The sequence below is a fragment of the Candidatus Eisenbacteria bacterium genome, from assembly GCA_005893275.1.
Lineage (GTDB): Bacteria > Eisenbacteria > RBG-16-71-46 > SZUA-252 > SZUA-252 > WS-7.
In genome coordinates this window covers 119,890-145,063 of sequence record VBOW01000014.1, presented here as the reverse complement: position 1 = coordinate 145,063, position 25,174 = coordinate 119,890, and the positions used below count along the sequence as shown (strand labels likewise).

25 protein-coding genes and 2 tRNA genes are annotated in these 25,174 nt (G+C 66.9%); 26 read left to right on the top strand and 1 reads right to left on the bottom strand.

Annotated features, from left to right (window positions below; translation table 11 throughout):
- Nucleotides 1–61 precede the first annotated feature (61 nt).
- From pilM to E6K76_02170, 15 genes are all read left to right on the top strand, one after another.
- On the top strand, nt 62–1,174 hold the full coding sequence (pilM, locus tag E6K76_02240; protein ID TMQ60471.1) for a type IV pilus assembly protein PilM: 1,113 nt from the start codon (nt 62–64) through the stop codon (nt 1,172–1,174).
- A gap of 8 nt (nt 1,175–1,182) precedes the next feature.
- On the top strand, nt 1,183–1,731 hold the full coding sequence (locus E6K76_02235) for a hypothetical protein (protein ID TMQ60470.1): 549 nt from the start codon (nt 1,183–1,185) through the stop codon (nt 1,729–1,731).
- Between the two features lie 25 nt (nt 1,732–1,756).
- A complete protein-coding gene (locus E6K76_02230) occupies nt 1,757–2,365 on the top strand; it encodes a hypothetical protein (GenBank protein ID TMQ60469.1) in 609 nt (202 codons plus the stop codon).
- Complete coding sequence (locus E6K76_02225; GenBank protein TMQ60468.1) at nt 2,328–3,137, top strand: hypothetical protein; 810 nt, start codon at nt 2,328–2,330, stop codon at nt 3,135–3,137. The genes E6K76_02230 and E6K76_02225 overlap by 38 nt, the downstream gene beginning before the upstream one ends.
- Complete coding sequence (gene pilQ / locus E6K76_02220; protein TMQ60467.1) at nt 3,121–4,782, top strand: type IV pilus secretin PilQ; 1,662 nt, start codon at nt 3,121–3,123, stop codon at nt 4,780–4,782. Before E6K76_02225 ends, pilQ begins: the two co-directional genes overlap by 17 nt.
- Nucleotides 4,783–4,879: 97 nt before the next feature.
- Nucleotides 4,880–5,428, top strand: a complete 549-nt coding sequence (locus E6K76_02215) for a shikimate kinase (protein TMQ60466.1) — start codon at nt 4,880–4,882, stop codon at nt 5,426–5,428.
- Nucleotides 5,407–5,967, top strand: a complete 561-nt coding sequence (gene rsmD / locus E6K76_02210; GenBank protein TMQ60465.1) for a 16S rRNA (guanine(966)-N(2))-methyltransferase RsmD — start codon at nt 5,407–5,409, stop codon at nt 5,965–5,967. Before E6K76_02215 ends, rsmD begins: the two co-directional genes overlap by 22 nt.
- A gap of 22 nt (nt 5,968–5,989) precedes the next feature.
- Nucleotides 5,990–6,475, top strand: a complete 486-nt coding sequence (gene coaD, locus E6K76_02205) for a pantetheine-phosphate adenylyltransferase (GenBank protein TMQ60464.1) — start codon at nt 5,990–5,992, stop codon at nt 6,473–6,475.
- Entirely contained in the window at nt 6,472–7,662 is a 1,191-nt protein-coding gene (locus tag E6K76_02200; protein ID TMQ60463.1) for a pyridoxal phosphate-dependent aminotransferase, read from the top strand. The genes coaD and E6K76_02200 overlap by 4 nt, the downstream gene beginning before the upstream one ends.
- A 13-nt stretch (nt 7,663–7,675) precedes the next feature.
- The gene (locus E6K76_02195) at nt 7,676–7,960 is read left to right on the top strand and encodes a zinc ribbon domain-containing protein (protein TMQ60462.1); all 285 of its coding nucleotides are present in this window, start codon (nt 7,676–7,678) and stop codon (nt 7,958–7,960) included.
- Nucleotides 7,961–8,128: 168 nt separating this feature from the next.
- Nucleotides 8,129–9,208: an isocitrate/isopropylmalate dehydrogenase family protein gene (locus E6K76_02190; protein TMQ60461.1), complete on the top strand. Its 1,080-nt coding sequence runs from the start codon at nt 8,129–8,131 to the stop codon at nt 9,206–9,208.
- A gap of 12 nt (nt 9,209–9,220) precedes the next feature.
- Nucleotides 9,221–10,279: a GTPase ObgE gene (gene obgE, locus E6K76_02185; protein TMQ60460.1), complete on the top strand. Its 1,059-nt coding sequence runs from the start codon at nt 9,221–9,223 to the stop codon at nt 10,277–10,279.
- Nucleotides 10,273–10,872: a HEAT repeat domain-containing protein gene (locus tag E6K76_02180; GenBank protein TMQ60459.1), complete on the top strand. Its 600-nt coding sequence runs from the start codon at nt 10,273–10,275 to the stop codon at nt 10,870–10,872. The genes obgE and E6K76_02180 overlap by 7 nt, the downstream gene beginning before the upstream one ends.
- 27 nt (nt 10,873–10,899) lie before the next feature.
- Nucleotides 10,900–11,871 carry a DNA-processing protein DprA gene (locus tag E6K76_02175; GenBank protein TMQ60458.1) on the top strand — a complete coding sequence of 324 codons (972 nt, stop codon included), beginning with the start codon at nt 10,900–10,902 and terminating at the stop codon, nt 11,869–11,871.
- Between the two features lie 35 nt (nt 11,872–11,906).
- Nucleotides 11,907–12,815, top strand: a complete 909-nt coding sequence (locus E6K76_02170) for a lysophospholipid acyltransferase family protein (protein TMQ60457.1) — start codon at nt 11,907–11,909, stop codon at nt 12,813–12,815.
- Here the strand turns inward: E6K76_02170 and E6K76_02165 are convergent.
- Nucleotides 12,805–13,107: a DUF3467 domain-containing protein gene (locus E6K76_02165; protein ID TMQ60456.1), complete on the bottom strand. Its 303-nt coding sequence runs from the start codon at nt 13,105–13,107 to the stop codon at nt 12,805–12,807. The genes E6K76_02170 and E6K76_02165 overlap by 11 nt on opposite strands.
- Nucleotides 13,108–13,239: 132 nt before the next feature.
- On the opposite strand from E6K76_02165, the gene E6K76_02160 reads away from it, so the two are divergent.
- The 11 genes from E6K76_02160 (at nt 13,240) to hemW (ending at nt 25,172) form a co-directional block, all read left to right on the top strand.
- The gene (locus tag E6K76_02160; GenBank protein ID TMQ60455.1) at nt 13,240–15,465 is read left to right on the top strand and encodes a hypothetical protein; all 2,226 of its coding nucleotides are present in this window, start codon (nt 13,240–13,242) and stop codon (nt 15,463–15,465) included.
- 44 nt (nt 15,466–15,509) lie between these two features.
- Nucleotides 15,510–15,585, top strand: a tRNA-Phe gene (locus tag E6K76_02155).
- Nucleotides 15,586–15,636: 51 nt separating this feature from the next.
- Nucleotides 15,637–15,712: transfer RNA gene (locus tag E6K76_02150), tRNA-Thr, on the top strand.
- A 38-nt stretch (nt 15,713–15,750) separates the two neighbouring features.
- Nucleotides 15,751–17,208, top strand: coding sequence for a phosphoglucosamine mutase (gene glmM, locus E6K76_02145; protein TMQ60454.1), 1,458 nt, complete (start codon nt 15,751–15,753; stop codon nt 17,206–17,208).
- Nucleotides 17,209–17,225: 17 nt separating this feature from the next.
- Nucleotides 17,226–19,052, top strand: coding sequence for a glutamine--fructose-6-phosphate transaminase (isomerizing) (glmS, locus tag E6K76_02140; protein ID TMQ60453.1), 1,827 nt, complete (start codon nt 17,226–17,228; stop codon nt 19,050–19,052).
- An 11-nt stretch (nt 19,053–19,063) separates the two neighbouring features.
- A complete protein-coding gene (locus E6K76_02135) occupies nt 19,064–19,450 on the top strand; it encodes a RidA family protein (GenBank protein ID TMQ60489.1) in 387 nt (128 codons plus the stop codon).
- Nucleotides 19,447–20,502, top strand: a complete 1,056-nt coding sequence (selD, locus tag E6K76_02130) for a selenide, water dikinase SelD (protein ID TMQ60452.1) — start codon at nt 19,447–19,449, stop codon at nt 20,500–20,502. Before E6K76_02135 ends, selD begins: the two co-directional genes overlap by 4 nt.
- A gap of 130 nt (nt 20,503–20,632) precedes the next feature.
- Nucleotides 20,633–20,908: a hypothetical protein gene (locus E6K76_02125; GenBank protein TMQ60451.1), complete on the top strand. Its 276-nt coding sequence runs from the start codon at nt 20,633–20,635 to the stop codon at nt 20,906–20,908.
- Nucleotides 20,909–21,207: 299 nt separating this feature from the next.
- Nucleotides 21,208–23,268 carry an elongation factor 4 gene (gene lepA, locus E6K76_02120; protein ID TMQ60450.1) on the top strand — a complete coding sequence of 687 codons (2,061 nt, stop codon included), beginning with the start codon at nt 21,208–21,210 and terminating at the stop codon, nt 23,266–23,268.
- A 24-nt stretch (nt 23,269–23,292) separates the two neighbouring features.
- Complete coding sequence (gene lepB / locus E6K76_02115; GenBank protein TMQ60449.1) at nt 23,293–23,967, top strand: signal peptidase I; 675 nt, start codon at nt 23,293–23,295, stop codon at nt 23,965–23,967.
- Nucleotides 23,640–25,172: a radical SAM family heme chaperone HemW gene (gene hemW / locus E6K76_02110; GenBank protein ID TMQ60448.1), complete on the top strand. Its 1,533-nt coding sequence runs from the start codon at nt 23,640–23,642 to the stop codon at nt 25,170–25,172. Before lepB ends, hemW begins: the two co-directional genes overlap by 328 nt.
- Nucleotides 25,173–25,174: the final 2 nt, after the last annotated feature.

The window sequence follows — 25,174 nt, the reverse complement described above, 5'->3', positions numbered from 1 at the left end:
GAACGGCGTCGTAAGCTCTTATGTAGTTACGACTTACGTTGCAGATGGCGCGGTCCGTGGCATGGAACTTGCTCAAATTGGTCCCCGCGGACCGCTGCGTCAAGTACGCGGGGCGCCAATCTCATCCACACACATGGAGCGGATCATGTTCGGTAAGAAGAAGAGCACGGTAGGGCTCGACATCGGATCCAGCTCGATCAAGGTCGTCGAGATCGCGCGTGACCGCTCCGGGGATCGGCTGATCAACTTCGGCGTCTCGGAACCGCTTTCGGAAGCGATCGTGGACGGAGAGATCATGGATCGCCAGCTGGTCCAGGAGGCGATCGCGAATCTTCTCGAGTCCCGTCAGATCAAGAACCGCGTCGTCGCGACCGCCGTTTCGGGCCGCGCGGTCATCGTAAAGAAGATTCTGATGGACCGCTTGAGCGAGGAGGACGCGAAAGAGGCGATCCAGTGGGAGGCGGAGCAGCACGTCCCCTACGACATCAACGACGTCTCGCTCGATTTCCAGATCATCAATCCCAACGTCGACCAGAAAAAGATGCAGGTCCTTCTAGTGGCCGCGAAGAAGGAGATGATCCAGAACCACGCCGACATCATCCGGGAGGCGGGCTTGAACCCGGTCATCATCGACGTGGACTCCTTCGCGATCCAAAACGCCGTCGAGGCAAATTACGACTTGCGGCCGGACGAGGTCATCGCGCTTGTGAACATCGGAGCCGAGATCACCAACGTGAACATCGTCGAGAATCAAGTACCGCACTTCACGAAAGACCTCTCGGTCGGCTCGAACGCTTTCGTCGAGGGAATCCAGCGCCGGTACAACGTGAGCCAGGCGGAAGCGCTGAACGCGCTCCGCGGCCGCGGGGATCAGGCCATCGACGTCGCTCCGATCATCCAGGCCGCGTGCGAGGATCTCTCGGTGCAGCTCGACCGGGCGATCGCCTACTTGAAGTCCTCCGGCGAAACCGAGCGGGTCGATCGGATTCTCCTTTCGGGCGGATCGGCCCGCGTGCCGGGGCTCAAGGAGTTTCTGAACACGAGGCATCACGTGCCCGTGGAGGTCGTGAATCCGCTCCAGAAGCTGAGCTACGACGCGGCCCTCTTCAACGGCGATGACGTCGAGAGCGTGGCCCCGGTGCTCACCGTCGCCATCGGCCTCGCGCTTCGATAGGGGGACCCATGATTCGCATCAACCTATTGCCCCGGGAAGAACGCCAGACACGGCGGGCGCTCCAGCTGCCGAAGATCGGCTCGCTCATGCCCGTCTTGGTGCTCCTCCTGGTCATCGCGCTCTTCGGCGCGATCTCGGTGTTCCAGGCGCTGCAGATCGGGCGCCTGAAGGCGGACATCGCCCGGGCGGAGCAGGAGGCGGCGAAGCTCAAGCCGCAGATCCAGACCATCCAGGAGCTCACGCAAAAGCGCGAGGAGCTTCAGCGGCGCTTGAACGTGATCGCGGATCTGGACAAGACACGGCTCCAGCGCGTGAAGCTCGTCGACGAGCTGTCGCGTTGCGTGCCGGAGCACCTGTGGCTCACGAGCTACGAGGAGACGAGCAACAAAGTCCAGATCGAGGGCGTGACATTCTCGAACCTACTGGTTGCCGATTTCATGACGCGCCTCGAGGCGAGCCCGCTCTACGGAAGCGTGGACCTGCTCGTGGCGGAGAAGGGCACGATCGATCAGCGCAACGTGGTGAAATTCAAAGTCACCGCGTTGATGACCTTGTAGCCCGAGCGGCGCGCGGGGGAGGACGATGGACCTCAAGGATCCGAAGACCCAGAAGCTGATTCTGATCGGAGCCGGGATCGGCATCCTGGTCTACTTCTACATCATCGCGGATTACGTTCCGTTCAACTACCGGGCGCGCGCGAAGGAAATCGGCAAGCTGAAAGGGGAGTACACCCAGAAGATGAGCGAGCTGACGAAGGCGCAGCAGCTCGTGAACCGGCTTCCGGAGCTCAAGAAGGAGTTCGAGCTCCTGAACCAGCGTTGGATGGTGGCCCAGGAGCTGCTGCCGACCCAGAAGGAGGTCGCGAGCCTTCTTCGCAAGGTGACGATCGCGGGGCAGGAGTCGGGCGTGCATTTCCTGCTCTTCAAGCCCGGTGATCCCAAGGCGTCGACGTACTTCACCGAAAATCCAGTGCAGGTTTCGGTGACCGGCGGATTCCATCGAGCCGGAGCATTCCTGGGCGAGATTTCGGACCTGAGCCGGTTGGTGAACGTCTCGCAGCTCAAGCTGAAGGGCTTTGACAAGGGCGATCTCGACGAAACCGTGCAGGCCGATTTCGTCGCGACCGCGTACACGCTGGCCGAGGGGACTCTCAATGAATCAGCCAAGCAGTCTGGCTCTGTCACAAAGTAAGTTCTTTCAAAGCCGCCTCGGCATCCTTCTCTTGGCGCTGGTCGGGCTCGCGATCGCGGCCGGCATTTACTTGATGAAGCGGCAGGAGCCGCCGGTGCTGCCGACGCCCGCCACATCCCCGGCGGCCCAGGCGCTTCCCCGTCCGAAGCCCGTGACCTACGGCCCGCCCGCCCCCGCGTGGGCGCGGACCGACATTCCGTACGGACCGGCTTCGCCCGCCGAGTTTCTGACGACCGCGGCACCGACCCCGGCCGCCGGCGCCCCGGACGCGGTGACCCCGGCCCAGCCGCTGAATCCCGACGCGGCGGGAGCGGCCGAGGCGCCCGCGCCGGCGGCGGCGGTGCCGGGGCAGGCGCCCGCGCCCGGCGCGGCCATCGGATCCGTGCTCTCGGGGGAGATTCCGAAATCCGTGGACGCCAGCGTTCTCTTCGCGCGCGAGCGCTACGAGTACATCGGCGGCGGCCGGCGCGATCCGTTCCAATCGCTCATCGAAGGGAGATATCAGACCCAGACGGCGGACGGATCCCTCATCGACGTGGGGGACATCCACCTCGTGGGCATCATGTGGGGCTCCTCGGACAAGTTCGCGCTGGTGGAAGACAGCCGCGGACGCGGTTTCGTGCTTCGCGTGGGAGACCCGGTCGTGAACGGGTATATCTCGGGGATCAGCAAGAGCGAGCTGCAGGTGGTGCAGAACGCCTTCGGCGAATCCCAATCGCTGTCGATCCGCCTGCAAACCAAAGAGGGTGACAAGAATGCGACTCGAAACTAGCTTCGCGCGCACGGGCCGCTGGGGCGGCCGGATCGCGGCGCTGACGGCGGCCCTTCTTACGGTCGCCTCCCCGGCGTTCGCGGCAACCGTCAAGAGCGTCTCGATGAAGGAAGCGGGTTCCGCGACGCAGGTCGTCATCGAGGGGGATGCCCCGCTCAACTATCACGATTTCACGCTCGAATCGCCGGACCGGATCGTCGTGGACTGTCCGGGATCGCAGCTCAGCTTCAGCGAGCGCTCCTGGTCGGGACGCGAGGGGTCCTCGATCAAGGCGGTCCGCGCGAGCGAAATGGGCTGGGGCAAGGAAGCTGGAGCCCGGATCGTCGTGGATCTCTCGCAGGCTTCCTCCTACGCCCTGAGCAGCGTCGGGAACAATCTCGTGCTCGCGGTCGAGGTGCCTCAGACTCCGAGCTCGAAGGAGCCGGCGATGCCGGCTGATTCCGACCACATGCAGCCCAGCGACGGGCGGCGGATGTCGCTCGATGTCCAGGGCGCCGACATCCAGACCGTGCTGAGAAGCCTCTCCGAGTTCAGCGGCAAGAACATCGTCGCGAGCAAGGAAGTGAAGGGGGAAGTCACGCTGAGGCTCCGCAACGTGCCGTGGCGCCACGCGCTCGACATCGTGCTCAAGTCCCAGGGGCTCGGCATGGTCGAGACCGGCCAGACGATCCTCGTCTCGAACCTCGACACGCTGCGCAAGGAAGAGCTGGAACGGCGCACGGCGGAGCGCTCGCAGGAGGAGCTCCTGCCGCTCGAGACCCGCATCCTGCCGGTGAATTACGCGAACTCGAAAGAAATGGCGCGGTCGGTGGAGAAGACCCTGACCAAGCGCGGGCACATCGAGGTGGACGATCGTTCGAATTCGCTCATCGTGACCGACATCGCGGACCGCCTCGACCAGGTCGACGCCATGGTGCGCAATCTCGATACGAGAACGCCCCAGGTGGAGATCGTGGCCCGGCTCGTGGACGTGGACGCTTCGGCGACGCGCGATCTGGGCATCAGCTGGGGAGCGCACAACCTCGACCTCTTCGACGCGGGCGCCAGCGAGAACGCGGACGTGAACGCGGCCGACGTAACGAATCCCGCCGGGCTTGTCAGGCTCGGAACGATCAAGGCGTTCGGCACCTTCGACGCGACCCTCCAGGCGCTCGAGAGCCAGAACAAGGCGAACATCATCTCCAACCCGCGCATCACGACGGTGAACAACCGCGAAGCCTCGGTCGTGGTCGGCAAGCAGATCCCGCTTATCGTCCAGGACTTCGCGGGGAACGCCGTGACGCAGCTCACGACGATCGGAATCAAGCTCAGCGTGACGCCGCACATCAATACGGGGAACAGGATCACCATGGACGTCCATCCGGAAGTGTCGGACCTGGCGTCCCAGGCGACGGTGCAGGGAGGCATTATCATCAACACGACCATGGCCGACACGCGCGTGATGGTGAACGACGGCGAGACGGCGGTGATCGGCGGCCTCATCCGGAGCAACGAGAGCACGACGAAGCGCGGCGTTCCGGTCCTCATGGATGTGCCGCTCCTCGGAAATCTCTTCCGCTCCAATTCCACGACGCATCAGAAGCGGGAGCTCCTCATCTTCGTGACGCCGAAGATTCTGGGCGAGGGTGTGACGCCGAAGGGTTAAGGCCGGCGCGCCGCTTTCGCGGGCGGCGGACACGGGGTATACTGCGGGGTCCTTCACGGGAAGGACCCCGTTTTCATTTCACCGTCGAGGAGAGTCCCTGGTCGCGCGCATCGCTCTGATCGGCTTGCCGGGCGCTGGAAAGAGCACCCTGGCGCCGCTCCTCGCGGGGCGCTTGGGATTCGAGAGCGTCGATCTGGACCGGGAGATCGAGCGCCTCGCGGGCGCCACCGTGCCCGCGATTCTCGATGCGGAAGGAGAGGAGCGCTTTCGGGATTTGGAATCGGGGGCGTTGGCGCGGGCGCTCGACGGAAGCCGCCCGCGCGTGGTGGCGTGCGGCGGGGGAATCCTGGGCCGTGTCCGGAACCGGGCGCTCCTGAAAGAGAGGGCGCGCGTCGTGTGGCTTCGCGTCGAGCCGGAGACGGCGGCGGCGCGTCTCGGCGCGGCGGGCTCGCCGGAGCGGCCGCTCCTGCGCGGCGCGCCGCTCGCGCAGCGCCTGAGCGAGCTTCTTGCCGCGCGGGCGGAGGCCTACGCCGAGGCGGCCGACGCTTCGGTCGAGACCGGAGGATCCGGTCCCGAGGAAGTCGCCGATCGCATCGTGGCGCTCCTTCCCGCGTTTCAGGCACGATGGGGTTCGTCCGAATCGTAGGGGGCGATCTCCGCGGGCGCCGGATCCGGGTGCCCGATCGCGGGGTTCGCCCGACGGCCGCGCGGACCCGGGAGGCGGTGTTCGACGTGCTGGGGCCGCGCGCGGTCCAGCGGGCGCGGGTTCTCGACCTCTACGCGGGGACGGGCGCCCTCGGAATCGAGGCGCTGAGCCGCGGCGCCGCGGAGGCCACGTTCCTCGAGCGCAACCGGGCCGTCGCGAGGGCGCTGAGGGAAAACCTGGCAAGGCTGGGCCTCTCCGATCGGGCGTCGGTGCAGGAGGCCGATCTCTCGAGGGTCGAGCTGCCGCCGGGGGTCCTGGGTCCGTTCGATCTCGTGTTCCTGGACCCTCCCTACGAAGGAGGCGCCGGACCGCGCTGGCTCGAGCGCCTCGCGGATCTTCCGTGGCCCGAGGAGGGCGGGCTCGTCGTATACGAGCGACAGAAGGGAACCGAGGCACGGGAACCGCCCGCATTCCAGCTCGCGACCGAGCGGACCTATTCCGATACCACGGTCGCGTTCTATCGCGCCCGTTGCAAGTGAACCTCGAGCCGAAAGGAGGCGCATGAGAGGCGCAGTGTTCGCCGGGACGTTCGACCCGGTCACGAACGGGCATCTGGACCTGATGCAGCGGGCGATCCGGATGTTCGATTCCTTGACCGTCGCGGTCGCCGAGCGCGCCGAGAAGGGCGTGATTTTCACCCAGGCGGAGCGCGTGGAAATGATCCGCGAGGCCTCCTCCTCGCTCGGCCGGATCACGGTCGAGCCGTTCGCGGGGCTTCTCGTCGACTTCGCGAAGCAGCGGAAGATTCCGATCCTGGTCCGGGGGCTTCGCTTCATCTCCGATTTCGAATACGAATTCCAGATGGCGCTCATGAACCGTCGGCTGCACGACGAGATCGAGACCGTGTTCCTGATGCCGAGCGAAACCTATACGTATCTGAACGCCTCGCTCGTGAAGGAGATCGCGCGATACGGCGGAGCGATCGAGGGACTCGTGCCCCCGAACGTGGCGGCGCGCCTCCGCGAGCGCTTGAGGCAGGCGCGATGAAGGGAGGGCGCGTCTCCGCCCGCGTGCGCGCGTTGAAGCCCTCGGAGACCCTGGCGCTCGGAGCCCGGGCGCGCGAGCTCAAGGCGCAAGGGCATTCGGTCATTTCCTTCGCGGCCGGGGAACCGGACTTCGACACTCCCGAGGATGTCCGGGAGGCGGGCATTCAGGCGATCCGCGCGGGTCACACCCGCTATACCGCGGTCGGAGGCGTGGCGGAGCTGCGCGCGGCCATCGCCGAGAATCTCAAGCGCGAAAACGGGCTCGAGTACACGCCGTCGCAGATTGTGGTCTCGAACGGCGCGAAGCACGCGATCTGGAACGCGATCTTCACGGTGGTCGAGCCGGGGGACGAGGTGCTCTGCCCGGTGCCGTACTGGGTCACGTTCCCCGAGCTGGTTCGGCTCGCGGGGGGCGAGCCGGTCTTCGTTCCTCCCAGGCACGGAAGCATGAAGATCGGCGCGGAGGAGCTCGAGAGGGCGATCACCCCCCGGTCCAAGCTCCTCGTCCTGAACAGCCCCAACAATCCATCGGGCGCCGTCTATTCGCGGGAAGAGCTCGTGGGGCTCGGGGAGGTGGTGCGCCGCAGCGGGCTCTACGTTCTCTCCGACGAAATCTACGAGCAGCTCGTATTCGGGAACGCGCGTCACGTGAGCATCGCTTCGCTTCACCCGGATCTTCACGACCGCACCGTCGTGATCGGGGGCGTCTCGAAGACCTGGGCGATGACCGGGTGGCGAATCGGATTCGCGGCCGCGCCCGCCGACCTGGCCGAGGGCATGGAGCGGCTTCAGGGTCAATCGACCTCGAATCCCGCGGCCGTCTCCCAGTTCGCGGCGCTCCGCGCGTTCACCGGCCCCCGGGACTCCATCCGGATGATGCGGGAATGTTTCGCGCGCCGCCGCGATACGATCACCGGGCGGCTCGGCCGCATCCGAGGCGTCCGGCTTGCGGCGCCCGACGGGGCCTTCTATGCTTTTCCGGACATGAGCGAACGAATCCGCTCGGCCCGGAACGGTGTGACGAACTCGGCGGAGCTCAGCGATTTTCTGATCGACGAAGCCCGGATCGTTTGCGTCCCGGGCTCCGCCTTCGGCATGGAAGGACACCTGCGTCTTTCCTACGCCATCGCCGATCGCGAACTCGAGGAGGGGCTCAACCGGCTCGAGACCGCGCTGGACAGGATGTGAGAGGAGAGGGTTGATGCCGACGTACGAATACGAATGCGAGAAGTGCCGACACCGATTCGAGGTGTTCCAATCGATGACCGAGCCGCCGCGAAAGCGGTGCCCGAAATGCCGCGGCAAGGTCCGGCGGCTGCTCGGCGGGGGCGCCGGGATCGTCTTCAAGGGCAGCGGTTTTTACACGACCGACTACCGATCCCCCTCCTATAAAGAACAGAAGCGCAAGGAGTCAGGCGAGCCGGCTAAGCCAAAAGGTGAATCCAAGGACCGCGATCGGAAGCCGCGCCGAGCGCCGGAGTCGTAAGGCTTTTCCTTTGACTCACTTCCTCCGCTTTTGGTAGCGTCGCGGCGCTCATGCGACGCTTCAGGGTCCTCGTGAAATACCGCCCCGTCTTCCCCGATCGGAAGCACGCATGCGACATGAATTCAATTAGTTACAATCCAAGACTAAGCTGAAATCGAGAGGGGGCCGATGGCGCATCGCGTGACGCTGATCCCGGGCGACGGGACCGGGCCCGAGATCACGGAGGCCACGCGCCGCGTCCTCGAAGCGACCGGCGTTGCCTTCGAGTGGGACGTGCAACACGCGGGGCTCGAGGTCTTCAAGAAAGAGGGCACCCCGCTCCCGGATCGCGTGCTCGATTCGCTCCGCCGCACCAAGCTCGGGCTCAAGGGTCCGATCACGACCCCCGTCGGAACCGGATTCCGGAGCGTGAACGTTTCGCTCCGAAAGGAGCTGGACCTCTACGCGTGCATCCGACCGTGCAAGACCTACCCGGGCGTCCGGTCCCGATACGACAGGATCGATCTCGTGATCGTGCGCGAAAACACGGAGGACCTCTACGCGGGCATCGAGTTCGAGCGGGGGAGCAAGGGCGCGGCCGCTCTGCGCGAGCTGGTCCTGTCCGAGTCGAGGAGGGAAATTCCGGAAGACGCCGGGATCTCGATCAAGCCGATCAGCGTCGCCGCCACCGAGCGCATCGTGCGGCACGCCTTCGCATACGCGAACAAGAACGGACGGAACAAGGTGACGGCGGTTCACAAGGCCAACATCATGAAGTTCTCGGACGGGCTCTTTCTCGACGTGGCGCGCAAGACCGCGCGCGAATTTCCCGACATCGCGTTCGAGGATCGCATCGTCGACAACATGTGCATGCAGCTCGTTCAGACCCCTGAGAATTACGACGTGCTCGTGCTCCCGAATCTCTACGGCGACATCCTGTCGGACCTCGGGGCGGGGCTGATCGGGGGGTTGGGCGTCGCGCCCGGGGCGAACCTCGGCGACACGGCGGCGCTCTTCGAGCCGACCCACGGGAGCGCGCCGCGTTACGCGGGCCAGGACAAGGTGAACCCGTTCGGAATGATCCTGAGCGGGATGCTTCTGCTTCGCCATATCAACGAACGCGAGGCGGCCGACCGGCTGGAGAGGGCGGTCGCGCAGGTGATCCGGGAGGGCGGGAAGGTGACCTACGACATGAAGCCGAAGCGGGACGATCCGACCGCGGTGGGAACCCGCGCCGCCGCGGATGCGGTGATCGACGCGCTTCGGTAGGGCGGGGCGCGCGTGTTCGCCGATCGGGCGTCGATCGCGGTCATCGGCGGCCGCGGCGGCTCGGGGTGTGTGAGCTTTCGTCGCGAGAAATACGTGCCGAAGGGAGGGCCGGACGGGGGGGATGGGGGAGACGGCGGAAGCGTGATCCTCGTCGTGAACGAGCACATGCGCACGCTTCTCGATTTCCAATTTCGGGCGCGATTCGAGGCGGAGTCGGGCGCGCACGGATCGGGAAACAAGAAGAGCGGCCGCTCGGGCCAGGACGTCACGGTGGCGGTCCCCCCGGGCACCCTCGTGCACGACGAGTTGAGCGGAGATCTTCTTGTCGATCTGGTCGCGCCGGGGGCGCGGTTTGTGGCCGCGAAGGGGGGACGGGGCGGACGCGGGAACGCGCGGTTCGCGACGTCCACGCGGCAGGCGCCCCGAAAAGCGGAGCCGGGAGGGGCGGGGGAGGAGCGGAAGCTTCTCCTCGAGCTTCGGCTCATCGCCGACGTCGGCATCGTGGGCTTCCCCAATGTCGGGAAGTCGACGCTCCTCGCGCGTGTGAGCGCGGCGCGGCCCAAGATCGCGGACTACCCGTTCACGACACTCGAGCCGCATCTGGGCCTCGTGCGCGCGCGCGAGGACCAGAGCTTCGTGATGGCCGATCTCCCGGGACTCATCGAGGGGGCGCATCAGGGGAAGGGGCTCGGGCATGAGTTCCTGCGGCACATTCAAAGGACGCGGACCATCCTGATCCTCGTGGATAGCATGTCGTCGGATCCCGCCAAGGACCTGGCGACGCTGAAACGGGAACTAAGGGAGTACAGCGAGGATTTAACGAGAAAGCCCACGGTCGTCGCGATGAGCCGCTCGGACCTCAGGGGAGAGGTGGCGCGCGGCGGCCCGCCGTTCCCTCTCGAGGGGGCGCGGTGGGGCGGGTGGATCTCGGGCGTGACCGGGACGGGAGTGGACGATCTCGTCGCGGCTGTTTGGGAAGTGTTGATCGCGGCCGGCGCCGAGACGCCAGCGGAAGGGCGGGTCGGCGGCGACCCTCGTGTCGCCGGAACGAAGGAGCGAGAACCATGGTAGCCAAGGATGTCACCCGGCTCTGGGAGGAGTTGAGGCACAGGGACGCGGAGGAAAAGCTCGGATGGATCACGCAGCTCGCGCAGAATCCAACCGAGGAGTCCATCGAAGTGCTCCTCGATGTGTTGCAGCAGGAGAGCTGGTTTCTGAGGGATCAGGCCGCGCGGGTGCTTGCCACGATGGGGGAGTCGGTGCTGGAGCCCCTCGTCCAGTACCTGGGCTCCGGTCTCTGGTACACGCGCGCCTCGGCGGTTCTGGCGCTCGGCCGTATGGGGAATCCACGTGCCGCGGCCCCGCTCGTGGAGATGCTCAAGGACCCGAATCGCACGGTACGCGACGCGGTCTGGGACGCGCTGCTTCTCCTCTGCCGGAATGAGCTCGCGACGCGGGAGCTCGCCCAAGCCTTCGAAACGCTCCCCGAGCGTGCGAAGCGGTTCGCGCTCGACGGCCTCGTGGAACGGGACCCCGAGGTCGCGGGGCGGGTCCTGCTCCACATGGAGGACCGGGCGGGCGAGGCCGACGCGGGGGGCGCCGCGGCCGCGGGTGACCCGCTCGGCGTCGGCGAGCCGGACGAAGCGAAGCAGGCCGCACGCTGAGCGCTCCTCGGCGCGCGGGGAGGTCCGGTGGAGGGGTGGAGGGAGCCCAAGGCGCGGCCCCACGTCCGCGCGCTTCATTCGTCGGATGAGGAGTACCCTCATCGCCTCCGCGCGCTTCGGCCGCCGCCACCCCGGGTGTTTCTCCTCGGAGCCTGGAATCACGACGGCCCGTGGGTCGCCATCGTGGGAGCGCGGAACGCGACCGAGGACGGCATCGACGTCGCGCGCTCCCTCGCCCGGTCGATGGTTGCGCGCGGCGCCGCCGTGGTGAGCGGCCTCGCGCGCGGGATCGATGCCGCGGCGCATGAAGGGGCCCTCGACGCAGGCGGGCTGAGCGGGGCGGTGCTGGGGACCGCCATCGATCAGGCGTATCCCCGCGAGAACGCGGTCCTCCAGGCAAGACTCTCTCGTTCGCTCGGGCTCATGAGCGAGATTTCCCCCGGCGCCCCTGCCACGCGCGGCACCTTCGCGACCCGAAACCGGCTGCTCGCCGCGATCGCGGATGTCGTCGTGGTGGTGCAAGGACGCGCGAGGAGCGGATCGCTCATCACAGCGGGCGAGGCCGCGCGTCTCGGCCGGCCGGTCGCCGCGCTCCCATGGGATTGCCGTGAGCCTTTGGGCGAAGCCCCTCACGCGTTGATCCGCCAGGGGATCGCGAAGCTTGTCCGAAACGCGGACGACGTGCTCGAGCTCATCCCGGCAGTCAGGGGCGGCGCGCGAGCGCCCCACCGCGCCGGGCGGGGTGAGGCTTTTGCGAGCCCGGGGCCGGGCGCGAGGAGCGCGTCGCGCGTCGCCCCCGGGAGCCTCGAAGAGCTCGCTCCTGCCGAAGCGGCGCTCTACCGCGCGCTGCGCGAACGCCCCCTCCCGCTCGATCACCTCGCCCAATCGGCATCGCTCACCGCCTCCGAGCTGGCCGCCGCGCTCCTGGCGCTCGAGCTCTCGGGCCTCGCGCGGCGGACGCCCGGCGGCCTCGCGCGGAAGATCCGCCGCGCGGTCTGAGATGATCCCTCGCGCGCCCTCGCTCCCCTCCTGAGATGGGCCGCTCGCCGCTTCGTCCGCTTCGCCAAAAGCTCGAGGTCGCGGCGCTTCATTCCATCGGTCTCCTGGCTCGGGTCCTGCCGTTTCGGTGGACGAGCGCGATCGGCGCCGCCCTGGGCCTCGCCGCGTTCGCGGTGATGGGCCGCCGCAGGCGCATCGCGATCGAGAACATCACCGCCGCGTTCGGACCCGACGTCGCGGGGAAGCCCGCCCGCGAGCTGGCGCGCAGGACGTTCGTCCAGATCGGACGCTCGTTCATGGAATTCCTCGCGCTCCCGCGCCTCGGACACGAAGGAATCCTCCACCGCGTGGAGCTGATCGGATTCGAGCCCACCCTCGAGTGGGCGCGGCAGGGGAAGGGCGCGGTGATGGTCACCGCGCACTACGGGAATTGGGAGCTATGCGGCGCGGCGCTGCGCGCGGCGGGCGGGCCCATGCGCTACCTGCTTCCGCCGCAGAGCAATCGGGGAAGCGACGAGTATTTCGACCGCATTCGGGCCCGGCTTGGAATCGAGGCGGTAAAAATCGGCTACGGGATGAGGGGGGCGCTCAAGGCGCTTCGCCAGGGCGCATTTCTGGGAATGCTCCCCGACCAGGACGCGCGCCGCGTCGGAATTCATGTGCCCTTTTTCGGACGGCCCGCGTCCACGCACACCGGGCCGGCGCGTCTGGCGTACCGGGCCGGCTGCCCGATCGCGATCGGCTTGATCGAGCGGGAGCCGGGCGCGCGCTTCCGATCGCGTCTCGTGGCGACGCTCGCTCCCGATCCCTCGACGGAGGAGTCGATCGAGGTCGAGCGGCTCACGCGCGCGATCAACGAGGCGATCGAAGCCGCGGTGCGCCGGCGCCCCGACCACTGGTACTGGCTTCACCGCCGCTGGAAGACTCCGCCGCCTACGTCGTAAATCCGATGTCCTTGCTCGGTGCCTCGAACGTCTTGATCTTCCCGAACTGGTCCTCGTACTTCTTGATGTTGGTCTCGAGCGCCGCCAGGAGGGAGCGCACGTTGGGCGGGGTCATGACCACCCGAGCGAAAACTCGGCTCTTCGGACTTCCGGGAAGGATGCGGGCGAAGTCGAGCACGAATTCGGAAAGCGAGTGGCTGATCACCACGAAGTTCGAGTAGATCCCTTCGGCTTCCTTCTCGCCCAATTCCATGTTGATGGACCCGGGCGCTCCCTGCGACTTTGCCTCCATTCCTAATCCTCCTTTTCCCAAGAAGTTACACCGAAATTGCCGTCTCAAGATATCGCCTAACCTGCCGTAAATCAACCTGATAGGGGTGGGCGTGCGGGGGGACATCCGGATCATTCCACGGGAGGGGGCGCGATGGGTGCCAGGCGGGCGTCGGGCTCGGCGCGGATCGAGGAGCAAATCGTCGCCGCGTGGAAGCGCTACGCCGACCGAAAGTCCCAGGGCTCGCAGCGCGTTGCCGAGGGAGTCTGCTACCTCTCGCCGCGGCCCTGTCCGTTCGACGCGAGGCCGAACTTCGAGACCCGCTTCGGCCAGGACTGCATCCACTGCTCCCGCCTGCAGGACGCCGCGGAGGCAGTGCATGCCCTGCCCGGCGGGGCGGCCGGCGCGATCCCCACGTTGGGTCTCCTCCTTCACTTTCTCGAGGAGGAAGCGCGGATGGTCCGCCTCGAGCAACAGGACGGGCTCGAGGAAGAGGGGGTGCGTTACCGCACCGCTGGATTTCTCTTTCGCTCCATCCCCTTCATGCACGTGGCGCTCACGCACGAACGGATCGGGCGACTTCTCCTCGCGGCGATCGGGGGCGCGTTCGCGGAGGAAGTGGATACGATTCTTCTCTTCAAGATGGTCCCCGACGGCACGGCGCTCGAGCTCCAGGGTTCCTACCGCCGCGCGGACCGCGATGAGCCCGACGCTCCCGTTCCCCCCAACCTCGATCTGGAAGCGTTCGAAGAGGAGGGAGGATTTGACGGTGAGGTGTTCGCGCCGCTCCGGGAGGAGCGCCTCGCCCTCGATCGGGACCGCGACCTCCTCGCGGATGCGATTTTCGACGGCCGTGCCTCGTCGATCGCCAGCCCGCAGCGCGAGCTGAGGCTCCCGGAACGCGTCGTGGAATCCCTCCCGGACGGACCGGTCGCCATCCTCCCCCTGTTCGGCCGGGAACGAGTGCTCGGCGTGCTCCTCGTCTCCCAGGCGGCGGGCTATGCGGGCTGGACGAGCGATCAGGTCGAGCTCCTGAGCGCGATTGCCGCGCAGGCCGGGATCGCGTTCGAAGGGAACGCCGTGCTGGACGTGTCGCGGCGGCGCGGCGCCGCGGTCCGGGCCGCGATCGACTTTAGCCGCGCGGCGGGACGGCCGGCGCGGCCGGAAACGCGGGCCGAGCTCGCGCTCAAGGTGCTCCTGAGCGCGACCCAAGCCGGGGGCGGCCTGGCGTGGATCCAAGGCGAGGAGGGCTCGCCCGAGCTCGCGCATGTTCACGGGGTCGATCCCGGGGCGACGCAGGATCTTTCGAAGCTCGGGGCCTGGATCATCCAGTGGTTCGAGGCGGACGGGAAGCCGCTCGTCGCGGACGCCGTGAGCGAGGATCCGCGTTTCTCGGGAACCATCCCGGAGGATTGGCGTTGCCTCCTCGCAGCGCCGATTCACGAGACGAACCGGATTTCCGGCGCGATCCTCGTGTTCAACAAATCGGGCGGGACCCAAGAGGTTCCGGCGTCGTTCGATGCGGAGGACGCCATGATCGCCGATCTCGTCGCGTCGATCGCCTCGCTCGCGGACACGCGCTCCTCGCAGGAGGAGACCCTCCGGATGAAGGACCGGCGCCTCCACGAAGTCGAGGCGCAGCTTCGCCACGCCGAGAAGCTGGCGGTCGTGGGGGAGCGGGGCGTTCAGGTCGCGCAGGACGTCCGCAACCCCGTCGCCGCGATCACCGGGTTCGCCAAGCGTGTCCTGAAGAGCCTGACGCCGAAGGACCCCAATCGTGAATATCTCGAGATCATCCTGCGTGAAACCGAGCGCTTGGAGCGCGTGTTGAGCGAGCAGGTGGCGCTCGCGCAGATGACCCGGCCCCGCTTGAAGCTCGAAAACCTGAATACGCTCGTCCAGGAGGTGCTGCAGTCGCAGGCGGAGGACCTGGTGCGTCGGCGCGTCCGGCTCCTCAAGCGTCTGGCGCCCGACGTGCCCACCCTTCTCCTCGACAACGAAAAGATGCGACAGGTGCTCGTGAACGTCCTGAGCTACGCGCTCCATTCCGTGCCGAGCGGCGGCCGGCTGCGTGTCGAGACACGCGCGGCGCAGGGCGCGGTGCAGGCCGAGGTCGCGCACGACGGGCCGAAGGCCGCGGGGGAGGTGCTCGATCGGCTCTTCGTTCCCTTCTCGACCTCACGCCGCTACGGCGCGGGCGTCGGCCTCGCGATGGCCTACCAGATCGTGCGGGAGCACGGCGGCGAAATCCGCGCGCGGAGCGAGGGGGACTGGAGCAGCATTGTCACGATCTATCTTCCAACCCGCGAGAACGACGATCGACGCAGGAAGCCCGACCGGCGCGATGGGCGCTCCGATCGCCGCCGCCGGCTCGCCTAGCCGTTGACCCAAGGCAGTGCCTCATGATAACTTCCCCGTCCGGCGCGACCCTAGCTCAGTTGGTAGAGCACCACGCTGAAAACGTGGGTGTCCGCAGTTCGATTCTGCGGGGTCGCACCATTCATTTTCGCCGGTCCTTCACGGCAGAGCATCGCGTCTCTCGAAAACCAAGCTGGTGTAGCTCAGCTGGTAGAGCAACGCACTCGTAATGCGTAGGTCAGCGGTTCGATTCCGCTCACCAGCTCCATTCCCGGGCCGGCCGACCCGCACACTCGGCCGCATGTCATGACGACAAACCGCCACGCCGCGCGCCCCCATGCGGGGGACGCGGCGGGGGGAGCGCGGGAATCGAAACCTCCCGCCTCCGATCCTCTGCAAGGCCTCATGGTCGGCCCCTCCGGGGTTCGCGGGATTGTGGGGGAAACCCTCACGCCCGACGTCGTCCTCCGGGTCGCGGGCGCGCACGCCTTCTTCCTCGATCCCGGTCCCGTGGTCGTCGGACGCGACACGCGTCCGAGCGGCGCGTGGGTCTCGCACCTTGTGCAGGCGGCGCTCCTCGCGTCGGGTCACGATGTCGTGGACGTGGGGATCGCGCCCACGCCCACCATTCTCTTTGCGATCCGGCACCACGGAGCCTCCGGCGGCGTTGCGATCACGGCGAGCCACAACCCGGCCCCTTGGAACGCGCTCAAGCTGTTCGGACCGGGCGGGACGTTCCTCGCGCCGGCACAATCGGAGGAGGTGGCGCGTCGCGCTAGGGTGGGGGTCCGCGCGTGGGCCCCTCACACGGAAGTGGGATCGACCCGGGAGGACAAGGACGCGATCCGCCGCCATCGCGACGCGATCCTGGCGCTCGACGGTTTCGATCGGCCCCGGATTCGAAACCGCCGCTTTCGGGTCGTGGTGGACGCGACAAACGGAGCCGGCTGGGAGGCGACCCCCGCCCTGCTCGAAGCGATGGGCTGCGAGGTGGAGCGGCTCTTTTGCGAGCCGAGCGGCCGATTCCCCCGGGGGGCGGAGCCGCTCCCCGAAAATCTCGGCGCGCTCGGCGAGCGGGTGCGCGCGACCGGGGCCGCGGTCGGGTTCGCGAACGACCCCGATGCCGACCGGCTCGCGATCGTGGACGAGCGGGGCGAGCCGATCGGCGAGGAGCGGACGCTTCAGATCGCGGTCGATTGGGCGCTCGCGCGTCGCCCGGGCCCGGTGGCGGTGAACGCTTCCACCTCGATCGGCGTGGATTGGATCGCCCGGCGATACGGCGCCCCGGTGCACCGGACGAAGGTGGGGGAGGCTCACGTCGCGCAGAAGCTGATCGAGATCGGAGGCGTGATCGGCGGGGAGGGGAACGGCGGCGTCATCTATCCGGCGCTGCACGCGACCCGCGACGGTCTCCTGGCCGCGGCGATCGCGGTCGATTGGCTCGCGCGCGACCCGCGGTCCTTGAGCCGGCGCCTTGCCGAGCTGCCGGCGGTCCTGATGGTCAAGCGCAAGCTCGATCTCAGCCTCACCGACGCGGCCGCTCTCTCGGAGGAGCTTCGCCGGGAGTTCCCCGACGGAGCGCGCAATGTTCTGGACGGGGAAAAGTACGTCTGGGAAGATTCTTGGGTGCAGGTACGCGCTTCAGGCACGGAGCCCATCGTGCGAATCCTGGCGGAGGCGCGGAGCCGGGAGGACGCCGAGGCGTTGGCGGGCCGTGCCGGTCGAGCGATCGAGCGCTCTCAAGCCCGCCCTCGATCGCATTAGGGGGGAGACCCGGGAACATGTGCGGAATCGTAGGTTACGTCGGTTCGCAGGATTCGTTGCCGATCTTGCTGGAAGGCTTGAAGCGGCTCGAGTATCGCGGCTACGACTCTGCGGGGGTCGCCATTCTGAACGGCCAGGGCCTCGTGGTGGAGAAGTCGGCCGGCAAGATTGCCGTCCTGGAAGGCCTCCTGAAGGGATCGAAGCCTCGCGGATGTCTCGGGATCGCGCACACCCGCTGGGCTACGCACGGCCAGCCGACCACGGTCAACGCCCACCCGCATATCGACTGCAAGGGCAATATCGCGGTCGCCCACAACGGAATCATCGAGAACTACGCCACCCTCAAGAAGAAGCTCGAGCAGGAAGGGCATCGCTTCACCACCGACACCGATACCGAGACCATCGCGCACCTGATCGAGAAGTATTTCGAGGGTAATTTGGAGCGTGCCGTGGCCGCAGCGCTCCAGCATGTCACCGGAACCTACGGCATCGCGGTCATCGCGCGGGAAGATCCCGGAAAGATCGTGGGCGCGCGGCACGGGAGCCCGCTCGTCGTCGGAATTTGCGATTCCGAGTACGTCCTCGCGTCCGACGTCTCCGCGATCATCCGGCATACGAATCAAGTGGTGTATCTGGACGACGAGGAAATGGTCGTCCTCACCCCGAGGGGAATCCACACCTCCACGATCCGGGAGGAGACCGTTTCGAAACGCGTCGAGACCGTCGACTGGGATCTCGAGAAGATCGAGAAGGCCGGCTACGCGCACTTCATGCTGAAGGAGATTTTCGAGCAGCCGCAGTCGCTCCGGAACACGCTGCGCGGACGCCTGCTTGCCGAGGAGGGCACGTCGCGCCTGGGCGGGCTCAACATGTCGCCGGCGGAGCTGCGCGCGATCACCCGCGTGGTCATCACCGCGTGCGGGACCTCGTGGCACGCCGGAATGATCGGCGAATACCTGATCGAGGAGCTGGCGCGGATTCCGGTCGAAGTGGAGTACGCCTCGGAATTCCGCTATCGGAATCCGATCCTGGAACCCGGGACCGTGGTGATCGCGGTCAGCCAGTCGGGCGAGACCGCCGACACCCTCGCCGCGATGCGGGAGGCCAAACGGAGAGGCGCGCGGGTGCTCGGCGTCTGCAACGTGGTCGGAAGCACGATCGCGCGCGAGTCGGGCGGCGGCGTGTACATCCACGCGGGACCGGAGATCGGCGTGGCGTCCACCAAGGCGTTCACGTCGCAGGTCGCGGCCCTCACGCTCCTGACCCTGTACCTCGGCCGTCTGGGTGAGCTGTCGCCCGAGCTGGGAGCCGAGCTGACGCGCGAGCTCGCCTCGATCCCCGGGAAGATCGAGCGCATCCTGGCCGATGCCGACAAGGTCAAGGCGATCGCGAAGGCCTACGCCCACCACAACAACTTCCTCTACTTGGGGCGCGGATACAACTTCCCGGTGGCGCTCGAGGGGGCCCTGAAGCTCAAGGAGATTTCGTACATCCACGCCGAAGGCTACCCCGCCGCCGAAATGAAGCACGGTCCGATCGCGCTCATCGATGAGAACATGCCGGTCGTTTTCATCTGCACGCAGGATTCGGCCTACGAAAAGGTCCTGAACAACATGGAGGAGGTGCGCGCGCGGCGAGGCAAGATCATCGCGATCGCCTCCGAAGGGGACGAGCACGTCGCGACCAAGGCGGACCACGTCATTTACATCCCGCGCGCGCTCGGACCGCTCACGCCGCTCCTCTCGGTCCTGCCCCTCCAGCTGCTCGCGTACTACATCGCGGTCGAGCGCGGCTGCGACGTGGACCAGCCTCGCAACCTGGCCAAGAGCGTCACGGTCGAGTGAGCCGGGAGCCGCTGACGGCCATCCAGACGCCGCACGCGCCGGCGGCGATCGGCCCCTACGCGCAGGGGCGGACGGGGTCGCTCTCGGGTCGCTGGATCGTTTCCTCCGGCCAGGTGGGCCTCGATCCGGCGACGGGGAAGCTCGTACCCGGGGGGGTGGGGGCGGAAACCGAGCGCGCTCTCCAGAATCTCGACGCGGTCCTGAACGCCGCCCATGCGGGGCTGGGCGATGTCGTCAAGACCACGGTGTTCCTGGCCGACATGGGCGACTTCGCCGCCATGAACGAGGTGTACGGCCGCTTTTTCCCGGAGCCCAAGCCCGCGCGCAGCACGGTCGCGGTCCGCTCGCTGCCCCGCGACGCGAGGGTCGAAATCGAGGCCTGGGCGTTCCTCCCGTGAATCAGGCACGAAACGAAGCCGTCCGATTGACCGAGCAGGTCTCCTGCGCCGGCTGCGCCGCCAAGTTGAGCCCGCTCGATTTGAGGGACGTGCTCTCCGCCCTCCCCGCCGCTCCGAGATCGAAGGGCGTGCTGGTCGGCCCGGAGACCTGGGACGACGCCGGGGTGTTCCGAATCTCCGCGACCCGCGCGCTCGTGCAGACGGTGGATTTCTTCACGCCCATGGTCAACGATCCATTCGACTTCGGGCGGATCGCCGCGGCGAACGCGCTGAGCGACGTCTACGCGATGGGCGGGACGCCGATGACGGCCCTCTCGATCGTCTGTTATCCGGAATCGGGGGACATGAAGGTTCTCGGCGAGATCCTTCGCGGCGGCGCGGAACTGTTGAAGCAGGCACGCGTCGCGCTCATGGGAGGACATTCCGTGCGCGACAAGGAGATGAAGTTCGGCTTCGCGGTCACCGGGGAGGTCCACCCGAAGCGAATCATCTCGAATGCGGGGGCGGCGAGCGGAGATATGCTCGTTCTGACCAAGCCCCTGGGCGTCGGCATCCTGGCGACCGCGCTCAAGCAGCGGCTTCTCACGGAAGCGACGATCCGGCTCATGACCACCCAGATGGCGACGCTGAACCGCGCCGCCGGCGAAGCCATGCAGGCCGTGGGGGTGAGCGCGGCGACCGACGTGACCGGCTTCGGTCTCTTGGGCCACGCGCTGAACGTGGCGCGAGCCAGCCGGAAGACGATCCGGATCTGGAGCGCGGCGGTTCCGGTGCTGCCGGGGGTGCTGGAATTCGCTGCCCGGGGTGTGGCCCCCGGAGGACTGATGACCAACGCGGCGTATACAACGCCCGACGTGACCTTCGACGCCGGCGTGCCCGAACCGCTCCGAAAGGTGCTCGTCGATCCACAGACCTCGGGAGGTCTCCTGATCGCGGTCCGTCCTTCACGCGCGACCGCGCTCATGCGGAGGCTCACGCGGGGGAGGGTGTCCGCCACGGTGGTAGGGGAAGTTCTTCCCCGTCGAACGCGGTGGCTCGAGGTGGCGGCGTGACACGCTGCTCGGGGACGGATGGGTTCTGGTGGACTCCGAGGACTTCAAATCCTTTTGTCGGGCGCTCATAACGTCCGAGGTGGGTTCGATTCCCACACGTTCCCGCCAACACGATTCGAGGTGAGAGACGATGAAAGATTTCCTCCATTCGCTCCTCTCATTCAACTGGGGCGATCCACGCGTGCTCGGGTTCCTGGTTGCGGTCGTCATCGTCGCGTTGGCCCGGAAGTGGTCGTTCGTGATCCTGATCGTTCTGATCGTCACGCTGGCCGAAGGGCTCCAATATCTGCTGGGGCACTCCTCCTTGGGACACGATTTCACCCACGGCGTCGTGATCGGGGTCTATGGATTCGGCGGGCTGCTTCTTCTCTTCCTTGCGATCGCTCACGCCTTCACCAAGGAGTAGCGCGGCGCTCGTGCTCGCGGCGTTCCTGGTCGCCGGCGGCGCGGCCACGGCCCTCGCGGCCGCTCCACAGAGCACCGGGCCGGCGCCGGGCCGCGCGGATTCGCTCCGCCATCGATCGCGTCCGTTCCTCGTCATGCTCCGGTCGGCCGCCGTGCCGGGCTGGGGGCAACTGTACAATCATAAGTACTTGAAGGCGGTGGGGGTGGTCGCCGGCGAGGGGCTCTTGGCATACCAGGCGTGGAACGAATTCAAGAAGGAGAACGACGCGGTGGATCACCTGGACGCCATTGCCGCGGCCGATGCTGAGGCCGGAGTGGACTACAGCCTGGATCCCGCCTACCTGTCCGCCGACCAGGACCGGGAAGCGCACCGGAACCGGAAAATCAATTGGATCTGGTGGGGCGTCGCCGCGCATCTCCTGTCCACGGTCGACGCGTTCGTCGACGCCCACCTCGCCACCTTCGAGGCGGATTTCGGCCCTTCCGAAGCGGTCCGGGACCCAGGGGAGAGACCCCGCATCACGCTCGCCGTCCGGACCCGGTTCTGATCCCCCTCCTGTGATTCCGCGCTCCCTCGTCCGGAACTTCTGCATCATCGCGCACATCGACCACGGGAAATCGACGCTGGCCGACCGGCTGCTCGAGATCACGAACACGATTCCTCGAGGCAAGATGAAGGATCAGGTTCTCGACAACATGGACTTGGAGCGGGAGAAGGGGATCACGATCAAGTCCCACGCGATCGCCATGGAGTACCGAGCGCGGGATGGGAGGACGTACCAGCTGAACCTGATCGATACCCCCGGACACGTCGATTTCACGTATGAGGTCTCGCGGAGCCTCGCGGCATGCGAGGGCGCGATCCTGGTCGTGGACGCTTCCCAGGGCATCGAGGCGCAGACCCTCTCGAATCTCTTCCTCGCTCTGGATCAGAAGCTCAGCATCGTGCCCGTCGTGAACAAGATCGACTTGCCCGCGGCCCACCCGGACGACGCCGCGCTCGAGATGGCCCACCTGCTTCACGTGGAGCCCGAGGACGTGATCCGCGTCTCGGCGAAGGAGGGACGCAACATCGAGGCGCTTCTGGAAGCGGTCATCGAGCGGATCCCGGCTCCGGAGGATCGGAGCGGGGATCCGCTCCAGGCCCTGATCTTCGATTCCGTATTCGATCAGTTCCGCGGCGTGATCGTGTACGTGCGGCTCGTGCGCGGCGTCATTCGCGCCGGAGATTCGATCCGGTTCCATTCCACGGGGAAGACCCACGAAGTGCTCGAGGTTGGGGTGCTGCGCCTGGGGCTGGAGCCGCGGGAGGAGCTTTGGGCCGGGGACGTGGGATACGTGATCGCGAACGTGAAGGTGGTCGCGGACGCGAAGGTTGGCGACACGATCACGAACGCGTCGGACCCGGGCGCGGAAGCGCTGCCGGGATACCGGCCGGTGAAGCCGATGGTGTTTTCGGGGCTGTACCCGATCGACGCCGAGAGCTACGAGTCGCTCAAGGAATCGCTCGCGAAGCTTCAGCTGAACGACGCCTCGCTCACGTTCGAGCCCGAGACGTCGCTCGCCCTCGGGTTCGGCTTCCGCTGCGGGTTTCTCGGATTGCTCCACATGGAGATCATCCAGGAGCGACTCACCCGCGAGTACGGCGTCAACCTGATCGCGACCGTCCCGAGCGTCGAGTACCGCGTGACGAAGACGGACGGCGAGGTCCTGCTCGTCGAAAACCCCGCTCTCCTTCCGCCGGCGAACCAGATCGAGCAGATCGAGGAGCCCTACGTGAGGGCCCAGATCGTGGTGCCGGCGGACTATGTGGGGAACATCATGAAGCTCGCGCAGGACCGTCGGGGCATCTTCGTCGGGATGGAGTTTCCGGACGAAGCCCGCGCCCACATCACCTACGAGCTTCCGCTCGCCGAGATCGTCCTCGACTTCTACGACAGGCTCAAATCGATCAGCAGGGGCTATGCGTCCCTGGACTACGAGTTCTCGGGGATGAAGCCGGCGGATCTTGTGCGGATGGATCTGCTCCTGAACGGCGAGCCGGTGGACGCGCTCTCGGTCATCGTGCACCGCGAGAAGGCGTATGAATGGGGTCGCGACGTTTCGGCGAAGCTCAAGGAGCTGATTCCCCGGCAGATGTTTCCGATCGCGGTTCAAGCCGCGATCGGAAACCATGTCATCGCGCGGGAGACCATCCCCGCGATGCGGAAGAACGTCCTCGCGAAGTGCTACGGTGGCGACATCACGCGGAAACGAAAGCTTCTCGAGAAACAGCGCGAGGGCAAGAAACGTATGAAGCAAGTGGGTACCGTCCGGATTCCGCAAGAGGCGTTTCTCGCGGTCCTGCGCGTGGAACGATAGGGGCTTCCCGTGGGAGGTGATCGAATGGAGAGCGCGAGGGTGGCGACCAAAGCGAAGTCGAGGCGTGCCGCTCGAACCAAGTCCACGCTGCGGGAATACGTCGAAGCGATCGTCCTCGCCGTTCTGCTCACGGTGGTGATCCGCGGGCTCGTCGTCCAGGCGTTCCGCATCCCGACCGGCTCGATGGAGAACACGCTTCTGGTCGGAGACTTTCTCTTCGTGAACAAGCTCGTCTACGGCTCCGAGATCGACATCGGCCTCGCGGGCCATCGAATCGTCTATTACCGCTTCCCGGCGATCCGGCAGCCGCACCGAGGGGACGTCATCGTGTTCCGCTACCCCGACGACCCCAGCCGGGACTTCATCAAACGATGCGTGGCGGTGGAGGGCCAGACGATCGAGATCAAGGACAAGGTGCTCTACGTCGACGGCACCCCCCAGAGGGAGCCCTACGTCATCCACTCCGACGAGCGGATTCTGCCTCGAGAGATCAGCGGACGGGACAACTTCGGCCCCTTCGTCGTGCCGAAGGGGCACATCTTCATGATGGGGGACAACCGCGACAACAGTCACGACAGCCGCTTCTGGGGCCCGCTCCCGCTGAATCTGATCAAGGGGAAGGCGATGATCCTCTACTGGTCGTGGGACGCCGAGAGGAGCATGCCTCGGTTCAACCGCCTCTTCCACCCGGTGCGCTGACCGTGGAATACGGCCTCTACATCCATCTGCCTTACTGCCGCAGCATTTGCCCCTATTGCGATTTCGTGAAGGCGCCGCTGCACCACGCGGAGCCGGAACGGCTTCTCGCGGCGCTCGTCCGCGAATGGGAGCGCGCGCAGCCGGCGGATGGCGGGGCGTGGAGCCGGCCGCGGACGATCTACGTGGGCGGGGGCACGCCCACCGCGCTTTCGCCCGCGGCGCTCGGCCGGTTTCTCGCCTGGATCCGCGGGGCGTGGGATCTGAGCCGCGTGCGCGAGTTCACGGTCGAGGCGAACCCCGAGGGGCTCACTCCGGAGAAGCTGTCGATCCTGTTCGAGGGGGGCGTAGGCCGCCTGAGCCTCGGCGTCCAGTCGCTCGAGGCCGCGGCGCTCCGCTCCCTGGGCCGCATCCACACCGCGGAATCCGCCCTCCGCGCGCTGGCGCTCACCCGGCGGGCGGGGTTTCGGAACGTCTCGATCGATCTCATGTACGGCGTCCCCGGCGAGACGGCGGAGGGATTCCGCGCGGGCCTCAGGCGGCTCGTGGGGCTGGGCGTGCCGCACGTCTCAGCCTATCCGCTCCAGCTCGAGGAGGGAACCCCGCTTCACGCCAAGGCGGAGCGCGGCGCGGTCACGGTTCCCGGCGAGGAAGAGGTGTTCCGCCGCTATGAGGACCTGGTCGCGATCCTCACGGGCGCGGGCTACCGGCATTACGAGGTCTCGAACTTCGCCCTGCCGGGATATCGCTCGCGTCACAACGAGGGGTATTGGACGAGACGGCCCTATCTCGGCCTTGGCCCCGGCGCGCATTCCTTCGACGGCCGCTCCCGCTGGCGGAACGAAGAGTCGATCCCGCGCTACTTCGATCGCGTGGAATCCGGGGAGCTGCCCCGGGTGGAGCAACGCGTGCTCTCCGAGACCGAGGCATCGGAGGAGGCGATCTTCCTCGGGCTGCGAAGGGCTCGAGGGCTTAGGGTCTCACGGCATCTCGCGCGATTTTCCGACGCGAAGATCGCGGCGTGGAGGCTTTGGGCCGAGGAGGGGCATGCGGTCCAAGCCTCGCCCCCCGGGCGCCTCCGGCCGAGCGATCAGGGGCTCTTCCTCGCGCACGACCTCGCGAGCGAGCTCTTCGCGCGGACCGATCCGCCCGGCCCCGGAGGTCCGCCGCAAGGCGCTGCGGTGTCATCGCATACCCCTTCCGCTTGACA